This is a genomic window from Nonomuraea sp. NPDC054003 (assembly GCF_055585125.1).
Window position 1 is genome coordinate 501,922 of record NZ_JBVJKR010000001.1, and the last position, 17,690, is coordinate 519,611.

The following is a 17,690-nucleotide window of genomic DNA, read 5'->3' on the forward strand; positions in this document are numbered from 1 at the left end:
ACGATGGCTACCGACTACGACAGCCCGCGCAAGACCGACGACGACCTGGGCGAAGACAGCCTCCAGGAACTCCAGGCGCGGCGCACTGACAAGTCGTCTGGCAGCATCGACATCGACGAGACCGACCTGGCCGAGTCGCTGGAGCTGCCCGGTGCGGATCTGTCGAACGAAGAGCTCAGCCTGCGCGTGATCCCGCGTCAGGCTGACGAGTTCACCTGCGCGCGCTGCTTCCTGGTGCACCACCGCAGCCAGCTGGCCTCGGAGAAGAACGGCCAGCAGATCTGCCGGGAGTGCGCCGCCTGATAAGGAGGCATACGCGTGGCATCACCTGATCGACACTCAGAAGACGAGGCCGCCGACCCCGGTCAAGAGGTCGGCGAACTCGTGGGCAGGCTCACCCAGCCGGGTGAGCTCGAACCGGCCGAGCGGCGCAAACTGCTCGGCCGACTCACACGCGCGCTTTCCGTGGGCGCGGCGAGAGCCAGGAAGTCCGGCGCCGGCCGCGGCCGCTGGCTGGCCGACGTCTTTCTCAACATCGCGCCCCGCATCCCGATCAGGGACCTGCACACGCTCTCCCAGCACCACCAGGGCCTGACCGGCGAGGAGCTCGCCGACGACCTGGTACGCACCGCCATGAAGGGCACGATGACGGTCGGCGCCATCGGCGGCGCGGTCGCGGCGGCCGAGTTCGCCGCTCCTCCTCTCCTCCTCTCCGCCCCCGCCCAGCTCGTCGCCGAGACCATCGTGGTGGCCGCCATCGAGGTCAAGCTCCTCGCCGAGCTGCACGAGGTGTACGGGGTGCACGTCGACGGCACCGGCGCCCAGCGCGCGATCGCGTTCACCGCCGCCTGGGCCAAGCAGCGCGGGATCGACCCGCTGGCCCCCTCCTCGGTGACGCTGGCGCTCGGCGCCGCGACCAAGACCGCGCTGCGCAACCGCCTGCTGAGGGTCCTCGGGCGCCACCTGACCACGTTCGGCCCGTTCCTCACCGGCGCCGTGGCCGGCGGCACGCTCAACCGCATGGCCACCAAGAAGCTCGCCGCCGCCATCCGCGACGACCTGCGGGTCAAGACGCTGCCGCCCGGCCAGCAGCGCGAGCGGTTAGGCCCGTAGCCCGCCGAACCGCACGTCCCCCTGCCCTCTGCCCCCGCTCATCTCAGCTCCCTGCTCCGCCCCCTGAACTCCGCCACCACCTTGCCGTCCGCCCTGCGCACCGTGACGTCGTAGACGCCGCTGCGCCCGTAGCGGGTGCGCTCGGCGGCCTCGGCCACCAGCACGTCGCCCTCGCGGACGGGCGAGACGAAGGTGATGTCGGCGCCGCCCGCGACCGTGACCGCGCCGTAGGTGTTGCACGCGCACGCGAACGCCGTGTCGGCCAGCAGGAACACGTAGCCGCCGTGACAGAGCGCGTGCCCGTTGATCATCTGGCCGGTGACCTTCATCCGGCACACGGCCCGGCCGGGATCCAGCTCGACCAGCTCGATGCCGAGCGCGGCGGAGGCGGTGTCGTCGTCCATCATGCGACGCGCGGTCTCCAATGGACCCTCCCGGATTACCGACCGACTGTTCGGTAATCACTTCACGCCTGACGGCGCCTGTCAAGCACGCGGGCCGTCACCCGTCGACTTCGACCAGGATCGGCGGGAAGAAGCGGATGATGGCCGGGTATGTCCTAGCTGCCGTCGCCTGACCGGGAGGGACCATGGCCAAGCCGTTCGCCTCGTCGGCGGACCTCGCCGACAAGACGCGCTCCTTCGAGGAACTGGCCGAAGGCGTGTACGCGCTGACCGCCGAGGGCGACCCCAACGTCGGCGCCGTCGAGGGCGAGGACTTCCTCGTCTGCTTCGAGGCCATGGCCACCCCCGTGGCCGCCCGCGAATGGCTGGCGCTGCTGCGCGAGCACACCGGCAAACCGGTCCGCTACCTCGTCCTGTCCCACTACCACGCGGTGCGGGTGCTGGGCGCGTCGGCGTTCGGCGCGGACGTGATCGTCGCGCACGAGAAGACCCGCGAGCTGATCGCCGAGCGCGGCGCGGAGGACTGGGCCAGCGAGTACGCCCGCATGCCCCGGCTGTTCAAGGAGCCCGCGTCGATCCCCGGCCTGACCTGGCCGACGCTCACCTTCGGCGACCGGCTCACCATCGACCTCGGCGGCGGGCGCGGCCGGCTGGAGCTGCACCACTGCGGGCGCGGCCACACCGAGGGCGACCTGGTGGCGTGGCTGCCGGAGCAGCGCGTCATGTTCGCCGGCGACCTGGTCGAGTCGCGGGCCGCCCTCTACACCGGCGACGCCTTCCACCGCGCATGGGCGTCGGCGACGCTGGACCGGGTGGCCTCGTTCGGCGCGCGGACGCTGGTCGGCGGCAGGGGAGCGGTGGCGCGCGGCCCGTCGGAGGTAGACGCGGCCATCGCCCAGACCCGCGAGTTCCTGCGGGTCATGCTGCGTGAGGTCGGCGCGGTCCACGAGCGCGGCGGCACGCTCAAGGAGGCGTTCCAGGCCGCGCACCGGGCGCTCGAACCCCGCTACGGCGCCTGGCCGATCTTCGAGCACTGCATGCCGTTCAACGTCTCCCGGCTGTGGGACGAGCTGGACGGGATCGAACGGCCGCGCGTCTGGACGGCGGAGCGCGACCGCGAGGTGTGGGCGCGGCTCCAGAGCTGAGGAGGGCCGATGCAGGACGCGCAGGTCATCGTGGTCGGCGCCGGGCCGGTGGGGCAGACCGCTGCGCTGCTGCTGGCCCGCTGGGGGGTGCGGGTGCTGGTCCTCGACGGGCGGCCGGGGCGCGAGCCGGCCGGGTCGAAGTCGATCTGCCAGCAGCGCGACGTGCTCGACATCTGGGCGGCCTGCGGCGCCGGCCGGATCGCGGAGGAGGGCCTGGCCTGGACCACGGCCCGCACGTACTACCGGGGCGAGGAGCTGTTCTCCTGGACCTTCGACGGCGGGCCCGGGCTGCCCGCGTGCGTGAACATCTCGCAGACCCGCACCGAGCAGATCCTCGACGCGGCGCTCGCCGCCCAGCCGCTGGCCGAGGTGCGGTGGGACCACCGGGTCACCGGTCTCGAACAGGACGGCGGCGGCGTGACCGTGCGCTGCGGCGACCGCGTGCTGCGCGCCCCGTACGCGGTGGTCTGCGCGGGCGCCCGCGGCCAGGAGCTGCGGCAGGCGCTCGGGGTGACGTTCGACGGCGAGACGTTCGACGACCAGTTCCTCATCTGCGACGTCCGCGCCGATCTGCCCGGCTGGGAGCACGAGCGGCGCTTCCACTTCGACCCGGTGTGGAACCCCGGCCGCCAGGTGCTCGTCCACCCCTGCCCCGGCTCCACCTACCGCATCGACTGGCAGATCCCGCCGCACGCCGTGCCCACCGACGAGGAGGTGGCGCGGAAGATCCGGACGATCGTCGGCGACCGGGACTACGAGCTGCTGTGGCAGACGACCTACCGCTTCCACTCGCGCGTCGCCTCGCGGATGCGGGCCGGGCGGGTGCTGCTGGCGGGCGACTGCGCCCACCTGGTCGCGCCGTTCGGGGCGCGCGGCCTGAACTCCGGGGTGCCCGACGCCGAGAACGCCGCGTGGAAGCTGGCGTTCGTGCTCAACGGGTGGGCGCCGGAGGAGCTGCTGGAGACGTACCACGACGAGCGGCACGCCGCCGCCCGCGAGAACCTGGAGGTCACGGCGGCCACCATGCGCTTCCTCGCGCCCCGTACGGACGAGGAGCGGGCGCGCAGGCGCGCGGCGCTGGAGACCGCGCTGGCCACCGGGCGGGCCGACGGCGTCGACTCCGGGCGGTTCGCCGAGCCCTTCTGGTACGTGGACTCGCCGCTCACGACCCCCGATCCCGGCCGGCCGTTCGCGGGCAGGCCGCCCAAGGGCGCGCTGTGCGATCCCTGCCCGGGGGTGATCGTGCCCGACGTACCGGTGCCCGGGGGACGGCTGCGCGAGTTCTGCCGCGACGGTTTCCTGGTACTCCTGGGCGAAATGTGTGATTCGGGTTTGTTTGCGCAGGTCCTGGGCAAGGTCTGTACGGCGCCGCTCGTAGTCCGCGAGCTCGCGGAGGTGGATGGGTCGGGCGTGCTCGCTGAGAGGCTCGGCGCCAGACCCGATGAGGCGTGGCTGATCAGGCCCGATGCCCATATCGCCGCGATCGTCCCCCGTGCGGGGCCGGACTCGGTGGTGGCCGCTGTGAGGCGCGCTTCGCGCCTTCCGTGACAGTGAGTCAAGGAGGAATTGGGTGGTTGGCCGTAGTTCGTTTCTGATCGTCGCGAACCGGTTGCCCGTCGACCGGGTCGTCGAGCAAGACGGAACGGCCTCGTGGCGCCGGAGCCCTGGTGGTCTCGTCACCGCCATCGCGCCGGTCATGCAGCGTCGCCACGGCGCCTGGCTGGGCTGGCCGGGGGCGCCGGACGAGGAGCTGGAGCCGTTCGAGCAGGACGGGATGAACCTCATCTCGATCCCGCTGACGGCCGAGGAGATCGAGCTCTACTACGAGGGTTTCTCCAACGCGACGCTCTGGCCGCTCTACCACGACGTGGTGGCGCCGCCGGTGTTCGAGCGGTCGATGTGGGAGGCGTACCGGGCGGTCAACGAGCGCTTCGCCCGCGCCGCGGCCGCGCACGCCGAGCAGGGCGCGGTCGTGTGGGTGCAGGACTACCAGCTGCAGCTCGTGCCCGCCATGCTGCGCGAGCTCAGGCCCGACCTGCGCATCGGCTTCTTCCTGCACATCCCGTTCCCGCCCGTCGAGCTGTTCTGGCAGCTTCCGTGGCGGCGCGAGCTGGTCCAGGGTCTGCTCGGCGCCGACCTGGTCGGTTTCCAGCTGCCCGGCGGGGCCGCGAACTTCCGCCGGTTGTGCCGCAGGCTGCTCGGCGTCCCGTACAAGGGCAGTGAGATCTTCCTGGAGGACCGGATCGTCCGCACGCAGGCGTTCCCGATCAGCGTGGACTTTGGCGAGCTGGACGAGATGGTGCGCCGGCCGGAGGTGGTCTCGCGCGCCAAGGAGATCAGGATGGAGCTGGGCGACCCCGAGCACGTGCTGCTCGGCGTGGACCGGCTCGACTACACCAAGGGCATCGGGCAGCGCCTGGAGGCGTTCGGCGAGCTGCTCAAGGACGGCCGGATCACCCCCGGCGAGGCGGTGTTCGTGCAGATCGCCACGCCCAGCCGGGAGCGGGTGGAGGAATACAGGCGCCTGCGCGACGACATCGAGCTGCAGGTGGGGCGGATCAACGGCGAGACCTCGGAGTTCGGCAGCCAGCCGATCCAGTACTTCCACCAGTCGTACCCGAAGGACGAGCTGGCCGCGCTCTACCTGGCGGCCGACGTCATGGTGGTCACGCCGCTGCGCGACGGGATGAACCTGGTCGCCAAGGAGTACGTCGCCTGCCACCACGATTTGAACGGGGCGCTGGTGCTCAGCGAGTTCGCCGGGGCGGCCGACGAGCTGCGCCAGGCGTTCCTGGTCAACCCGTACGACGTGGAGGACCTCAAGCGCCAGATGCTCGCCGCCATGCGGGCCACGCCGCACGAGCTGGCCCGGCGGATGCGGACGATGCGCCGCCGGGTCGCCACCTACGACGTGGACCGCTGGGCCAGCGAGTTTCTCAGCTCTCTGGAGTCACCGTCCGCTTCAGAGCCCGCCATGAGTCGTAGCGCTTCTTGGCGGTCCGGTTGACCACGATCTGCGCGACGGACATGCCGACGCCCATCACGACGGCGTAGCCGATCGCCTCACCCATGCTGACCTCGGGCGAGTCTGGGTCGATAGGCGGCTCCTTGCCGGTCGCCTTCACCCAGGCGAACCCGAGCAGCTTCCTGGCGGCCCAGGCTGTCACCAGCCCCACCAGGCCCCCGACGACTCGCCAGGCGATGTCGGGCTTGTCATCCGCCATGCGATCTCTCCTTCCCCTTTGTAACGAACCCTAGTCTGTGCCGCTTCGAGGCCCCGGCAAGCCGTACCATAAGGAGGCATGACTCAGCAGCGACTACGCCATGCGTCCATGCCCGAGAAACCCTCTCTCGACGGCCTGGAGCAGGTATGGGTAGCCCGCTGGGAAGAGCAGGGCACCTACCGGTTCGACCGGTCGAGGCCGCGCGAGCAGGTCTACTCGATCGACACGCCGCCGCCCACCGTCTCCGGCTCCCTGCACGTCGGTCACGTCTTCTCCTTCACCCACACCGACATCATGGCCCGCTACCAGCGCATGATCGGCAAGTCGGTGTTCTACCCGATCGGCTGGGACGACAACGGCCTGCCCACCGAGCGCCGCGTCCAGAACGTCTACGGCGTGCGCTGCGATCCGTCGTTGCCGTACGACCCCGACTTCGTGCCACCGGAGAAGCCCGGCAAACGTGAGGTCTCCATTTCCCGGCGCAACTTCGTGGAGCTCTGCCACAAGCTGACGGAGATCGACGAGCGGGCGTTCGAGGAGGTGTGGCGGCGGGTCGGCCTGTCGGTCGACTGGTCGCTGCTCTACACCACGATCAGCGACGAGTCGCGCCGGGTGTCGCAGCGGGCGTTCCTGCGCAACCTGCGGCGCGGCGAGGCCTACCTCGCCGAGGCGCCGACGCTGTGGGACGTCACCTTCCGCACCGCCGTCGCCCAGGCCGAGCTGGAGGACCGGGAGTGGCCCGGCGCGTTCCACAAGATCTCGTTCTACGGCGAGAAGGGGCCGGTCTGGATCGAGACGACCCGGCCGGAGCTGATCCCGGCCTGCGTGGCGCTGGTCGCCCACCCCGACGACGAGCGCTACCGGTCGCTGGTCGGCACCTCCGTGCTCACCCCGCTGTTCGGCGCCGAGGTGCCGGTGCTGGCCCACCACCTGGCCGAACCCGACAAGGGCACCGGCATCGCGATGATCTGCACGTTCGGCGACGTCACCGACGTGACCTGGTGGCGCGAGCTCGACCTGCCGACCCGCCCGGTCATCGGCTGGGACGGCCGGCTGCTGCCCGAGCCGCCCGAGGGCGTCGAGACCGATCCGTACAAGGAGCTGGCCGGCAAGACCGTCCACAGCGCCCGCGAGCGGATCGTGGAGCTGCTGCGCGAGTCCGGCGACCTGGAGGGCGACCCGCGGCCGGTGCGGCGGCCGGTCAAGTTCTACGAGCGCGGCGACAAGCCGCTCGAGATCGTCACCACCCGCCAGTGGTACATCCGCAACGGCGGGCGCGACGAGGCGCTGCGCGAGCGGCTGCTGGAGCGGGGACGCGAGCTGGCCTGGCACCCTCCGCACATGCGGGCCCGCTACGACAACTGGGTGGGCGGCCTGGCCGGTGACTGGCTGATCTCCCGTCAGCGGTTCTTCGGCGTGCCGTTCCCCGTCTGGTATCCACTCGACCAGGACGGGCAGCCGGTCTACGACGAGCCGATCCTGCCGCCGGAGGAGGCGCTGCCGGTCGACCCGTCGTCCGACGCCCCGCCCGGCTACGCCGAGGAGCTGCGGGGCGTGCCCGGCGGCTTCATGGCCGACCCCGACGTCATGGACACCTGGGCGACCTCGTCGCTCACGCCGCAGATCGCCGGGCGCTGGGAGACCGACGACGACCTGTTCCGCCGGGTCTTCCCGGCCGACCTGCGCCCGCAGTCCCACGAGATCATCCGCACCTGGCTGTTCGCCACCGTCGTCAGGTCCCACCTGGAGTTCGGCGGCCTGCCCTGGAGCGACGTGGCCATCTCCGGATGGATCCTCGACCCCGACCGCAAGAAGATGTCCAAGTCCAAGGGCAACGTGGTCACCCCGATGGACCTGCTGGAGCAGCACGGCTCCGACGCGGTCCGCTACTGGGCGGCCAACGGGCGCTACGGCGTCGACACGGCCTTCGACGCCGGACAGCTCAAGATCGGGCGCCGGCTGGCCATCAAGATCCTCAACGCGTCGAAGTTCGTGCTCGGGCTCGGCGAGGGCGGCGGCGAGGTCACCGAGCCGGTCGACCTGTCGATGCTCGCGGCGCTGTCCGGCGCGGTGCGCGAGGCCACCGAGGCCTTCGGCGGCTACGACCACACGCGGGCGCTGGAGGTCGCCGAGCGGTTCTTCTGGACCTTCTGCGACGACTACCTGGAGCTGGTCAAGGCCAGGGCCTACGGGAGCGACGCGGCGGCGGCGTCGGCCCACGAGGCGCTGCGCCGCGCGCTCGACGTGCAGCTGCGGCTGTTCGCGCCGTTCCTGCCGTTCGTCACCGAAGAGGTGTGGTCCTGGTGGCGCGAGGGCTCGGTGCACGGCGCCGCCTGGCCGGAGCCCGGGGCCGTCGCGGGCGACCCTGCGGTGCTGGAGGCCGCCTCCGAGGTGCTCCGCCAGGTGCGCAAGGCCAAGTCCGAGGCCAAGCAGTCGATGCGGGCGGAGGTGTCCAGGCTCACGGTGACCTCGCCCCGGGCCGGGCTGGTCCGGCTCGCCCAGGACGACCTGTGCGGCGCCGGGCACGTCGAGGAGTTCGTGCTGGAGCACGGCGAGGAGACCTCGATCGAGGTGGAGCTGGGCTGACGCGGGAGTTTCCCCGCGGGCGGGCTCGCCGCGGGAGGAATACGGGGCGGTCGATAGGCGCGCGTCCCGCGCTTGGACGTGCCAGTCTTGGAGTGTGCTGAGCGACCGCCCCACCAAACTCGTGCCGCCCGTGCTGGCCAAGATTGCGGCCTGGAGCCTGTGCCTGATCCTCACCGGCGTGGTCGTCTTCTACTTCGTCCAGGTCATCGCCCGGCTCAGCTTCGTGGTGCTGCCCGTGGCCATCGCCCTGCTGCTGACCGCGCTGCTCTACCCGATGACCAGGAGCCTGCGCCAGGCGGGCATGCGGCCCATCTACGCCACCTGGCTCACCATGATCGCGGCCCTGGCGGTCCTGGCCGGCACCGGCTGGCTCGTCGGGGCCCGCGCCACCGACGAGTTCCCCAACCTGGTCAAGCAGGTCCAGGCCACGGTGGGCGACGTGCAGGAATGGCTCGTGACCGGGCCGCTCCACCTGCAGCAGACGCAGATCACCCAGTACTTCAACGAGGTGGTCGCCCTCATCGAGGCCCAGCGCACGGCCATCACCGGCACGGTGCTGACCGCCGGGGCCGTGGCCGTCGAGGTGCTCGCCTCCATCGTGCTGCTGCTGTTCGTCACGTTCTTCCTGCTCAAGGACGGCGACCGGATCTGGGGCTGGTTCCTCAAGGGCTTCGGGCGGATGTCGCCGCGGGTCGACAGGGCGGGCCGGGCCGCGTGGAGCACGCTCTCCCACTACGTGCAGGGCAGCGTGCTCGTCGCCGCCGTGCACGGCGTGGTCATGGGCATCGTGCTGGCCGGCATGGGGGTGCCGCTCTGGGCGCCGCTGGCCGTGCTGATCTTCCTGGCCAGCTTCATCCCGATCGTCGGCATCTTCTTCGCCGGCACCGTCGCCACCCTGGTCACGCTCGGCGCCAAGGGCATCGTGTACGCGCTCATCTTCGTCGGCATCCTGGTGGTCGAGCAGCAGCTGGAGAACCACGTGCTGCAGCCCCTCATCGTGGGGCGGGCGCTGAAGTTCCACCCGCTGGCGATCATCCTGGCGCTGTCGGTGGGCGGCATCCTGGCGGGCATCGCCGGGGCCGTGGTGGCCGTGCCGGTGGCCGCGGTCATCTACCGGGCGCTCCCCGAGTTGATGACCGACCTGCCGGCGCTTCCACCACCCTCCATGGTGGCGGTCGCCCCACCGGTCGCCGCCGGCCCGGAGCTGCCCGGCGGCCCGGCCGGCTCCCAAGGGCCCGCCGACGACGGGAAACCCGGTGCGGCGGGACGATCCGGTGCTGACAGCGAGTAATCTCATCACCCGTGACCCGCTCCACCCTGACCACCCCGCCACCCGGCGCCGAGCCCCCGAAGACGCACCCTGACGGGCCGTCCGCGGGCGGCTCGCTCGGCTCCCACTTCAGCCGCTGCTTCGGCTGCGGCGACGACCACCCCACCGGTCTGCACATCGCCGCCGTCACCCCCGACGGCGCGAGCGTCGAGGCCGCGTTCACCGTGGGGGAGTCGCACCAGGGCGCGCCCGGGCTGGCGCACGGCGGCGTGCTCGCCAGCGCCATGGACGAGGTCATCGGAATGTCCATCTGGCTGCTTCGTAAGCCCTATGTCACGGCACGGCTGGAGACCGACTACCTTCTCCCCGTTCCCGTGGGCACGACACTCCACCTGCGCGCCTGGTGCACCGGGATAGCGGGCAGGAAGGCGTACCTTGAGGCTGAGGGGCGCGTGGGCGCCCCGGGCGGCCCGGTCGCCGTCCGGGCGGCGGCGCTGTTCATCGAGGTGGACATGACGCACTTCGCCGAACACGGCGACCTCGCGGCCCTGCAGGCCGAACACCAGGACTACGAGGTGAACCCGTGAGCGAGCCGGAGGTTCTCATCCAGCGGCTCGACCCCGGCCTGCCGCTGCCCTCCTACGCCCATCCCGGCGACGCCGGCGCCGACCTCTACGCCGCCGAGGACGCCGAGCTGCTGCCGGGTGAGCGGGCCGTCATCGGGACCGGCGTGGCGATCGCGCTGCCCGACGGCTACGCCGCGTTCGTGCATCCCCGCTCGGGGCTGGCCGCGCGCCACGGCGTCACGCTGGTGAACGCCCCCGGCACGGTCGACGCCGGCTACCGCGGCGAGATCAAGGTCACCTTGATCAACACCGACGCGAAGGAGCCTTTCAGGCTGCGCCGCGGCGACCGGATGGCCCAGCTCGTCTTCCAGCGGGTGGAGACGGCGGCCTTCCGCGAGGTCGGCGAGCTGCCCGGGTCGGCGCGGGGCACGGGCGGCCACGGTTCCACAGGACGTTGATACAGGGAGAGTGAGACACAGTGTTCCGTCGTCGCCGTCGTGAGCAGCAGGAGCAGGTGGCCGAGGCGACCGCTCAGGCGCCCACCCGCGAGTCCGGCCCGTGGGACGCCGACGAGCCCCACCCCGACACCGAGCGGATCGACCTGGGCGGCCTGCGGCTGCCCCACAACCCGGCCTTCGACGTCCGCCTGGCTTCGGTGGGCGACCAGCACGTCGGCGTCGTCGTGCTGTGGGAGGAGAGCTCGCTGCAGCTCCAGGCGCTGGCCGCGCCCAAGTCGTCCGGGCTGTGGGAGGAGGTCAGAGCCAAGATCAAGAACGCCGCCAAGACGCTGGAGGAGCGCGAGGGGCCGTTCGGTGCCGAGCTGGTGGGCAAGGTGACCGTGGAGGGCTCCGACAGGGCCGCCCGCTATATGGGCGTCGACGGGTCGCGCTGGTTCCTGCTGGCCGTGGTCAACGGCCGGGCGGCGGTCGACGACGAGCTGGCCGCCGCGTTCGTCGACTTCATCAAGGACATCGTGGTGGTGCGCGGCGACGAGCCGATGGCCCGCGAGGAGTCGATCCCGCTGCGCCGTCCGAACGACCAGGCCGCCGCCGAGCAGCCCGAGGTGCGTGACAACCCCTTCAGGCGAGGGCCGGAGATCAGCGAGATTCGCTGATCAGCCCTCATCGCATAGGCTGATTCATCATGAGTACGGCAGAGCCTCCCAAACGTGGGGGATTGCGCGGTCTCCTGAGCCGGCTGACCTCCAGCCAGTCCGAGATCGAGGCCCAGGAGCTGCGCGAAGACGCCGACGAGGCCGGCGCCACCCCCATCGCCGCGTGTGGCGGCCGCCGCCGCTTCTGCGTCGCCGGTACGCTACGTACTGTCACCCTGCGCCCGAGAGGCGGGGCGCCCGCGCTCGAAGCCGAGCTCTACGACGGCTCCGACGTGATCGACCTGGTCTGGCTCGGCCGCCGCAAGATCGCCGGCATCGAGCCGGGCCGCCCGGTCAAGGCCGAGGGCCTGGTGAGCATCCAGGACGGACGCAAGGTGATGTTCAATCCGCGATACGAGCTGCGCCCAGGGAGTTGATCAGGTGAGTGCCGAGGCCGAAGAGGCCGCCCACCAGACCGTCGAGGCGGCGGTCCGAGCCCAGCTCGCCAAGGCGTTCGGCGGCGTCCGGGGCATCGCCGAGGCGGCCGTCCCGACGATCGCCTTCACCCTGACCTGGATCATCACCGAAGAGCTCCGCCTGTCGCTCATGATCAGCATCGCGCTGGCGGTGCTGCTCCTGGTCGTCAGGCTGGTGCAGCGGTCGACGCCGCAGTTCGTCATCAACAGCCTGATCGGCATCGCCATCGGCGCGTTCTTCGCCAGCCGTACGGGTGAGGCCAAGGACTACTTCCTGCCCGGCATCCTGTGGAACGGCGCCTACGCGGTCGCGATGCTGGTCTCGATCGTCACCCGGTGGCCGGTCGTCGGATTCCTCATCGGGTCGGTGACCAACGACCCGGTCGGATGGCGCAAGGACCCGGGCATCGTCAAGCTCTGCACCCGGCTGACCTGGCTGCTCATGCTCCCGTGTGTGGTGCGGGTGGCGGTGCAGCTGCCGGTCTACCTGTTCGGCGGCGGCGACCAGGCGGTGGCGGCGCTGGGCTTCGCGAAGATCGTCATGGGGTGGCCGCTCCAGGTGGCGGCCCTGACGGCGATGGTCTGGGTGCTCGGCCGAGGCCGCACCCCGATCACTCCACCGGCCACCTGACCCCGCCCTGCCGGGACCCCGCGCGCCATGGCGGGGTCCCGCGCCGGGAGACGGGTCAGTGCTGGGAGAGCAGGCGGGCGAGCTCCTGCTCCACCTCCTGGTTGGCCACGAAGAGCAGCTCGTCGCCCGCCTCCAGCGGATCGTCGGAGGTGGGCACCAGCACCCTGCCCTCGCGCAGGATCGCCACCAGCGCCGCGTCGGTCGGCCACGGCACCGAGCCCGCCCGCTGGCCCACCACCGGCGCGTCCTCGGCCAGCGTGAGCTCGACCAGGTTGGCCTGACCCTGGCGGAACGTCATCAGCCGCACCAGGTCGCCGACGCTCACCGCCTCCTCGACCAGCGCGCTCAGCAGACGCGGCGTCGAGACGGCCACGTCGACCCCCCACGACTCGTTGAACAACCACTCGTTGTTGGGGTGGTTGATCCGCGCCACCACGCGCGGCACGCCGTACTCGGTCTTGGCCAGCAGCGACACGACGAGGTTGACCTTGTCGTCGCCGGAGGAGGCGACGACCACATGGCAGTTGTTGAGCCCGGCCTCGTCGAGCGAGGCGATCTCGCACGCGTCGGCGAGCAGCCACTCGGCCCGCGGCACACTGTCGATCTTGATCGCTCTAGGGTTGTTGTCGATGAGCAGCACCTCGTGGCCGTTCTCCAGGAGCTCGGCGGCGATGGAGCGGCCGACGGCCCCCGCTCCGGCGATGGCGACCCGCATCAGTCTTCCTCCTCCGGCGACGCGGCCAGCAGCTTGTTGACCCGGTCCATGTCGCGCTCAGCGGCGATCATGTGGAGGACGTCGCCCTCCTGCACCACCGTCGATCCGGTGATCACCACGGCCTCGCCCATCCGGTTGATGAACGCCGCCCGGGCCCGCGCCCGGTCCTCCAGGTCGACCACGCGGGTGCCGATCCACGCCGGGTTGACGTTCACCTCGGCCAGCACGACCGTGCCGGTCGGGTCGCGCCAGAGCGGCTCGGTGCCCTCCGGCAGGAGGCGGCGCAGGATCTGGTCGGCGGTCCACCGCACGGTGGCCACGGTGGGGATGCCGAGCCGCTGGTAGACCTCGGCCCGGCGCGGGTCGTAGATGCGGGCCACCACGTTGTCGATGCCGAACGTCTCCCGGGCCACCCGGGCGGAGATGATGTTGGAGTTGTCGCCGCTGGAGACGGCCACGTAGGCGGAGGCGGACTCGATGCCGGCCTCGGTGAGCACGTCGCGGTCGAAGCCGATGCCGGTCACCCGGCGGCCGCGGAACCCGGCCCGCAGGCGGCGGAACGCCTGTGGATCGCGGTCGATGATCGCGATCGAGTGGCCGTTGTCCTCGAGGATGTGGGCGAGGGTCGAGCCGACCCGGCCACATCCCATGATCACAATATGCATACTCCCCCGCACTTCGCGGTCATCTGGACGCTCGACACCAGTATGGACCGCGCCGGGCGCTCGCCGTCTGCCTGGATCCGGGAGCGGGCTAACATTCCGTAACGTGGCGAAAGTATCGGATCTCGTCAAACGCCTGCTCGTGGGACGAGCCCTGCGCAGCGGCCAGCTCCACGAGCAGCTCCTGCCGAAGCGCCTCGCGCTGCCGGTCTTCGCCAGCGACGCCCTCTCCTCCGTGGCGTACGCGCCCCAGGAGATCCTCGTCATCCTGTCCCTGGCGGGTGTGGCGTTCTACTCCTACAGCCCGTGGATCGCCATCGCGGTCATCGTCGTCATGATGACGGTGGTGGCGTCGTACCGGCAGAACGTGCACGCCTACCCCAGCGGCGGCGGCGACTACGAGGTGGCCTCCACCAACCTGGGGCAGAACGCCGGGCTCACGGTGGCCAGCGCGCTCATGGTCGACTACGTGCTCACCGTCGCGGTGTCGGTGGCCAACGGCGTCGACTACGTGGGCGCCACGATCCCGTTCGTCGCCGAGCACAAGCCCGGGGTCGCGATCGGCATCGTGATCTTTCTCACACTGGTCAACCTGCGCGGGCTGCGCGAGTCGGGGCTGGCGTTCGCGGTGCCGGTGTACGCGTTCATGTTCGCCGTGCTCGGCATGATCGCGATCGGCTCGTACGAGCTGGTCTTCCTCGGCATCGAGCTGCGCGCCCCCACCGCCGACTTCGGCATCGTGGCCGAGCAGAGCGACCTGACCGCCTTCGCCGCGGCGTTCCTGATCCTGCGGGCCTTCTCCACCGGCTGCGCGGCGCTCACCGGCGTCGAGGCCATCAGCAACGGCGTGCCGGCCTTCCGCAAGCCCCGGAGCCGCAACGCGGCGAAGACGCTGCTCATGATGGGCCTGATCGCGGTCGCCATGTTCGGCGGCATCACCGCGCTCGGCCTGGCGTCCGGCGTCAAGGTGGCGGATCCGTCGGTCGCCGCGACCGACCTGCTGCGGCCCGACGGCACTCCCGTCGGCCCCGGCTACCACCAGCAGCCGATCATCTCCCAGGTGGCCGACGCGGTCTTCGGCGGCGGCTCGGCCCCGTTCTACGTCATCTCGGGCGTGACCGCGCTGGTGTTGTTCCTGGCCGCCAACACCGCCTTCAACGGCTTCCCCGTGCTCGCCTCGATCCTGGCCCAGGACCGCTTCCTGCCGCGCCAGCTCCACACCCGCGGCGACCGGCTGGCCTTCTCCAACGGCATCATCATCCTGGCCCTGGCGGCGTGCCTGCTGCTGTGGGGCTTCCAGGCCGACGTCAGCCGCCTGCTCAACCTCTACATCGTCGGCGTCTTCGTGTCCTTCACGCTCAGCCAGACCGGCATGGTCATCCACTGGACGCGCCGGCTGCGTACCGAGGACGACCTGAAGGCCCGCCACCAGATGCACCGGTCGCGGACGATCAACTTCTTCGGCGCCGTGATGACCGGGCTGGTGCTGGTGGTCGTGCTGGTCACCAAGTTCGCGGTGGGCGCGTGGATCGTGTGCATCGCGATGCCGCTGCTGTTCCTCATGATGAAGGGCATCAGGCGCCACTACGACAACGTCGCGGCCGAGCTGGAGCTCACCGAGGACGTCGACATGACCACGCTGCCCGCCCGCAACCACGCGATCGTGCTGGTGTCCAAGGTGCACAAGCCGACCATGCGGGCGCTCGCCTACGCCCGCGCCACCCGGCCCTCCACGCTGGAGGCGATCACGGTCGGCGTCGAGGGCGAGGACGCGCGCCGCCTGCGGGAGGACTGGGAGCGCCGCGGCATCCAGGTGCCGCTGAAGATGCTCGACTCGCCCTACCGCGAGATCACCCAGCCGATCCTCGACTACGTCAAGTCCGTACGCCGCCGCTCCCCGCGCGACGTGGTGACCGTCTTCATCCCCGAGTACGTGGTCGGCCACTGGTGGGAGCACCTGCTGCACAACCAGAGCGCGTTCCGGCTGAAGGCGCGGCTGCTGTTCAAGCCGGGCGTGATGGTGACCAGCGTGCCGTGGCAGCTCCACTCGTCCACCCGGCTGTCCGGCCGTCCCGAGCCGCTCGCCCCCGGCGGGGTGCGCCGCCCGCTGCAGCGCTCGTCCGGCGAGAAGGACGTCAACCGCCGCTGATGCGGACGCCCAGGCGCGCGGAGTCCGCGGCGGTCCAGCCGGGGGGCGGGGCGACGGCCGCCCACCCGTACACGATGAGCGACCCGTAGCGGTGGCCGTAGCCGGGCGGGGTGCCCAGCCCGGCCGTCATGTCGCCCAGCACCTGCCAGAAGGTCACCAGGGGGAACCAGTTCATCTGCGGGTTGATCGCCGGCGCGCGCGGCTCCTCCAGCCAGGCCGGCCGGTCGAAGATGAGCCGGGGTGTCCACCACACCACCGGGTCGGAGGCGTTCTGCAGGTAGACCACCCGCGGGCGCGGCTCGCCCGCCAGGTCGGCGGGCCGCTGCGCGAACCGTACGATCTCGCCCGACCCGTAGACGGGCCGCCAGACCGGGCTGCCGGGGTCGCGCTCCGTCGTGAGCTCGTACCAGATGGGGTTGGCGTACGGTGAGCCGATGAAGAGGGCGCCGTCCGTACGGGCGACCATGTCGTCCAGCCCGCTGAACGCGCTCTCCATCGAGTAGGAGCCGAGGCTCTCGCCGCCCACCAGGAGCAGCGGCCGGTCGTCCGCGGGCAGCCGCTCCCAGCGCTCCCGGACCGCGTCGAACAGCGTCCGGCCGGCCACCGCCGCCCGGTCCCTGTCGACGAGGAACGACACCCAGCTCGGCAGGTACGAGTACTGCACGGCGACCGTGGCCGTGTCGCCGTTGTACATGTACTCCAGCGCCTCGCAGAGGCCGGGATCGACCCAGCCCGTGCCGGTGGTGCCCAGCACGGCCAGCACCGGCCGCTCGAACGCGCCGGTGCGCTCCAGCTCCCGCACCGCCAGGTCGGCCCGCGCGCGCGGCGTGGGCGCGGACTCCAGGCCCACGTACACCCTGATCGGCTGCTCGGCGGGCTTGCCGGAGAACGTCTCCAGCTCGCGCGGGGTCAGCGCGGCGCCGGTGAACGTGCGCCCCTCCTTGCCGAGTTCCTGCCAGCCCACCAGCGACCGCGGACCGCCCGACAGCTCCGGCGAGGCCGGGCGGCGCACGCCCGCCTGCGTGCTCTCGTTGGCCACCGACGAGACGTTGTTCATCGCGGCGACGAACCCGGAGAACAGCACGTCGTTGAAGAACACCGCGATCAGGAAGGCCACCAGGATCCCCCCGATCGCGTGTCCCACGACGTGCGGGACGTAGCGGTCGAGCCACCCGATCAGCTTGCGCCCGCCCAGCCGCACCAGCCGGGCCAGCGCCAGGAACACGCAGAACAGCACGGTGGCCAGCCCGATGATGACCGGCGGATACCAGGGGATCACGGTGTCCATGCCCATGAGCGCCCGCAGGTCGCGCTGCCAGCCGTAGCTGTAGGACAGCGCCGACACCGTCAGCGCCGCGCACACCCCGAGCATGACCTCCCAGGCCCGCCGCACCCACCGCGCGGGCGGCCGGTAGCGGATCACCGCGCGGCACCCGGCCCCGATCGACGCGCCCACGCCGTAGCCGAGTATGGCCGTGACGGCCCCCATCACCCCCTGGTACTCCCACGTACGCGGCAGCAGCGAGGGCGTCAGCGAGGCGCAGAAGAACAGCGTGGCGAGGAGCGTCCCGGCGAAGCCGAGCCTCCTGCGCACCACCCGCCCCGACTCCGTCACGATCGTCAACCGTAGTCGAGCGGGCCGGGCGGGATCCCTCC

18 protein-coding genes are annotated in these 17,690 nt (G+C 71.3%); 13 read left to right on the forward strand and 5 right to left on the reverse strand.

The genetic code is table 11. The features are described 5' to 3' along the window. Positions 1 to 3: 3 nt before the first annotated feature. Both ACZ6YG_RS02085 and ACZ6YG_RS02090 read left to right on the forward strand, forming a co-directional pair. Positions 4 to 303 carry a DUF4193 domain-containing protein gene (locus ACZ6YG_RS02085; RefSeq protein ID WP_148030302.1) on the forward strand — a complete coding sequence of 100 codons (300 nt, stop codon included), beginning with the start codon at positions 4 to 6 and terminating at the stop codon, positions 301 to 303. 15 nt (positions 304 to 318) lie between these two features. Next, on the forward strand, positions 319 to 1,113 hold the full coding sequence (locus tag ACZ6YG_RS02090; protein ID WP_466016967.1) for a hypothetical protein: 795 nt from the start codon (positions 319 to 321) through the stop codon (positions 1,111 to 1,113). 38 nt (positions 1,114 to 1,151) lie between these two features. On the opposite strand, the gene paaI is transcribed toward ACZ6YG_RS02090, so the two are convergent. Further along, complete coding sequence (gene paaI / locus ACZ6YG_RS02095; protein WP_148034405.1) at positions 1,152 to 1,520, reverse strand: hydroxyphenylacetyl-CoA thioesterase PaaI; 369 nt, start codon at positions 1,518 to 1,520, stop codon at positions 1,152 to 1,154. Between the two features lie 182 nt (positions 1,521 to 1,702). On the opposite strand from paaI, the gene ACZ6YG_RS02100 reads away from it, so the two are divergent. The 3 genes from ACZ6YG_RS02100 to ACZ6YG_RS02110 are packed head-to-tail and all read left to right on the forward strand — an operon-like array spanning position 1,703 to position 5,669. Then, on the forward strand, positions 1,703 to 2,662 hold the full coding sequence (locus ACZ6YG_RS02100; RefSeq protein ID WP_466016968.1) for an MBL fold metallo-hydrolase: 960 nt from the start codon (positions 1,703 to 1,705) through the stop codon (positions 2,660 to 2,662). A gap of 9 nt (positions 2,663 to 2,671) precedes the next feature. After that, on the forward strand, positions 2,672 to 4,210 hold the full coding sequence (locus tag ACZ6YG_RS02105) for an FAD-dependent monooxygenase (RefSeq protein ID WP_466016969.1): 1,539 nt from the start codon (positions 2,672 to 2,674) through the stop codon (positions 4,208 to 4,210). A 22-nt stretch (positions 4,211 to 4,232) separates the two neighbouring features. Continuing rightward, entirely contained in the window at positions 4,233 to 5,669 is a 1,437-nt protein-coding gene (locus ACZ6YG_RS02110; protein ID WP_466016970.1) for an alpha,alpha-trehalose-phosphate synthase (UDP-forming), read from the forward strand. Here ACZ6YG_RS02110 and ACZ6YG_RS02115 read toward each other — a convergent pair. After that, a complete protein-coding gene (locus ACZ6YG_RS02115; protein ID WP_148030306.1) occupies positions 5,599 to 5,886 on the reverse strand; it encodes a DUF4235 domain-containing protein in 288 nt (95 codons plus the stop codon). The two genes, ACZ6YG_RS02110 and ACZ6YG_RS02115, sit on opposite strands and share 71 nt — an antisense overlap. Positions 5,887 to 5,994: 108 nt before the next feature. Between ACZ6YG_RS02115 and valS the strand changes: the two genes are divergently transcribed. The 7 genes from valS (at position 5,995) to ACZ6YG_RS02150 (ending at position 12,508) form a co-directional block, all read left to right on the forward strand. After that, complete coding sequence (gene valS / locus ACZ6YG_RS02120; RefSeq protein ID WP_466016971.1) at positions 5,995 to 8,472, forward strand: valine--tRNA ligase; 2,478 nt, start codon at positions 5,995 to 5,997, stop codon at positions 8,470 to 8,472. A gap of 94 nt (positions 8,473 to 8,566) precedes the next feature. Further along, on the forward strand, positions 8,567 to 9,763 hold the full coding sequence (locus tag ACZ6YG_RS02125) for an AI-2E family transporter (RefSeq protein ID WP_466016972.1): 1,197 nt from the start codon (positions 8,567 to 8,569) through the stop codon (positions 9,761 to 9,763). Between the two features lie 11 nt (positions 9,764 to 9,774). Continuing rightward, complete coding sequence (locus ACZ6YG_RS02130; protein ID WP_148030309.1) at positions 9,775 to 10,329, forward strand: PaaI family thioesterase; 555 nt, start codon at positions 9,775 to 9,777, stop codon at positions 10,327 to 10,329. Beyond that, the gene (gene dut / locus ACZ6YG_RS02135) at positions 10,326 to 10,766 is read left to right on the forward strand and encodes a dUTP diphosphatase (protein ID WP_148030310.1); all 441 of its coding nucleotides are present in this window, start codon (positions 10,326 to 10,328) and stop codon (positions 10,764 to 10,766) included. The genes ACZ6YG_RS02130 and dut overlap by 4 nt, the downstream gene beginning before the upstream one ends. Before the next feature lie 20 nt (positions 10,767 to 10,786). Continuing rightward, entirely contained in the window at positions 10,787 to 11,422 is a 636-nt protein-coding gene (locus ACZ6YG_RS02140; RefSeq protein WP_466016973.1) for a DUF3710 domain-containing protein, read from the forward strand. A 29-nt stretch (positions 11,423 to 11,451) separates the two neighbouring features. Then, positions 11,452 to 11,838, forward strand: a complete 387-nt coding sequence (locus ACZ6YG_RS02145; protein ID WP_148030311.1) for an OB-fold nucleic acid binding domain-containing protein — start codon at positions 11,452 to 11,454, stop codon at positions 11,836 to 11,838. A 4-nt stretch (positions 11,839 to 11,842) separates the two neighbouring features. After that, positions 11,843 to 12,508, forward strand: a complete 666-nt coding sequence (locus ACZ6YG_RS02150) for a DUF3159 domain-containing protein (protein ID WP_148030312.1) — start codon at positions 11,843 to 11,845, stop codon at positions 12,506 to 12,508. A gap of 55 nt (positions 12,509 to 12,563) precedes the next feature. Here the strand turns inward: ACZ6YG_RS02150 and ACZ6YG_RS02155 are convergent, their stop codons facing one another. After that, entirely contained in the window at positions 12,564 to 13,223 is a 660-nt protein-coding gene (locus ACZ6YG_RS02155; protein WP_148030313.1) for a potassium channel family protein, read from the reverse strand. Then, positions 13,223 to 13,888, reverse strand: a complete 666-nt coding sequence (locus ACZ6YG_RS02160; protein ID WP_466016974.1) for a potassium channel family protein — start codon at positions 13,886 to 13,888, stop codon at positions 13,223 to 13,225. Before ACZ6YG_RS02160 ends, ACZ6YG_RS02155 begins: the two co-directional genes overlap by 1 nt. A 103-nt stretch (positions 13,889 to 13,991) precedes the next feature. On the opposite strand from ACZ6YG_RS02160, the gene ACZ6YG_RS02165 reads away from it, so the two are divergent. Continuing rightward, positions 13,992 to 16,034: an APC family permease gene (locus tag ACZ6YG_RS02165; protein ID WP_466016975.1), complete on the forward strand. Its 2,043-nt coding sequence runs from the start codon at positions 13,992 to 13,994 to the stop codon at positions 16,032 to 16,034. On the opposite strand, the gene ACZ6YG_RS02170 is transcribed toward ACZ6YG_RS02165, so the two are convergent. Next, positions 16,021 to 17,649 (reverse strand): alpha/beta hydrolase, encoded by a 1,629-nt coding sequence (locus ACZ6YG_RS02170; protein ID WP_466016976.1) that lies wholly within the window; start codon positions 17,647 to 17,649, stop codon positions 16,021 to 16,023. The genes ACZ6YG_RS02165 and ACZ6YG_RS02170 overlap by 14 nt on opposite strands. Positions 17,650 to 17,690: the final 41 nt, after the last annotated feature.

What these genes read in the sequence shown, in the direction of transcription:
- ACZ6YG_RS02085 (WP_148030302.1), top strand. Translation starts at nt 4, where the DNA reads ATGGCTACCGACTACGACAGCCCGCGCAAGACCGACGACGACCTGGGC.
- paaI (WP_148034405.1), bottom strand. Translation starts at nt 1,520, where the DNA reads ATGATGGACGACGACACCGCCTCCGCCGCGCTCGGCATCGAGCTGGTC.
- ACZ6YG_RS02100 (WP_466016968.1), top strand. Translation starts at nt 1,703, where the DNA reads ATGGCCAAGCCGTTCGCCTCGTCGGCGGACCTCGCCGACAAGACGCGC.
- ACZ6YG_RS02105 (WP_466016969.1), top strand. Translation starts at nt 2,672, where the DNA reads ATGCAGGACGCGCAGGTCATCGTGGTCGGCGCCGGGCCGGTGGGGCAG.
- ACZ6YG_RS02115 (WP_148030306.1), bottom strand. Translation starts at nt 5,886, where the DNA reads ATGGCGGATGACAAGCCCGACATCGCCTGGCGAGTCGTCGGGGGCCTG.
- valS (WP_466016971.1), top strand. Translation starts at nt 5,995, where the DNA reads ATGCCCGAGAAACCCTCTCTCGACGGCCTGGAGCAGGTATGGGTAGCC.
- ACZ6YG_RS02145 (WP_148030311.1), top strand. Translation starts at nt 11,452, where the DNA reads ATGAGTACGGCAGAGCCTCCCAAACGTGGGGGATTGCGCGGTCTCCTG.
- ACZ6YG_RS02155 (WP_148030313.1), bottom strand. Translation starts at nt 13,223, where the DNA reads ATGCGGGTCGCCATCGCCGGAGCGGGGGCCGTCGGCCGCTCCATCGCC.
- ACZ6YG_RS02160 (WP_466016974.1), bottom strand. Translation starts at nt 13,888, where the DNA reads ATGCATATTGTGATCATGGGATGTGGCCGGGTCGGCTCGACCCTCGCC.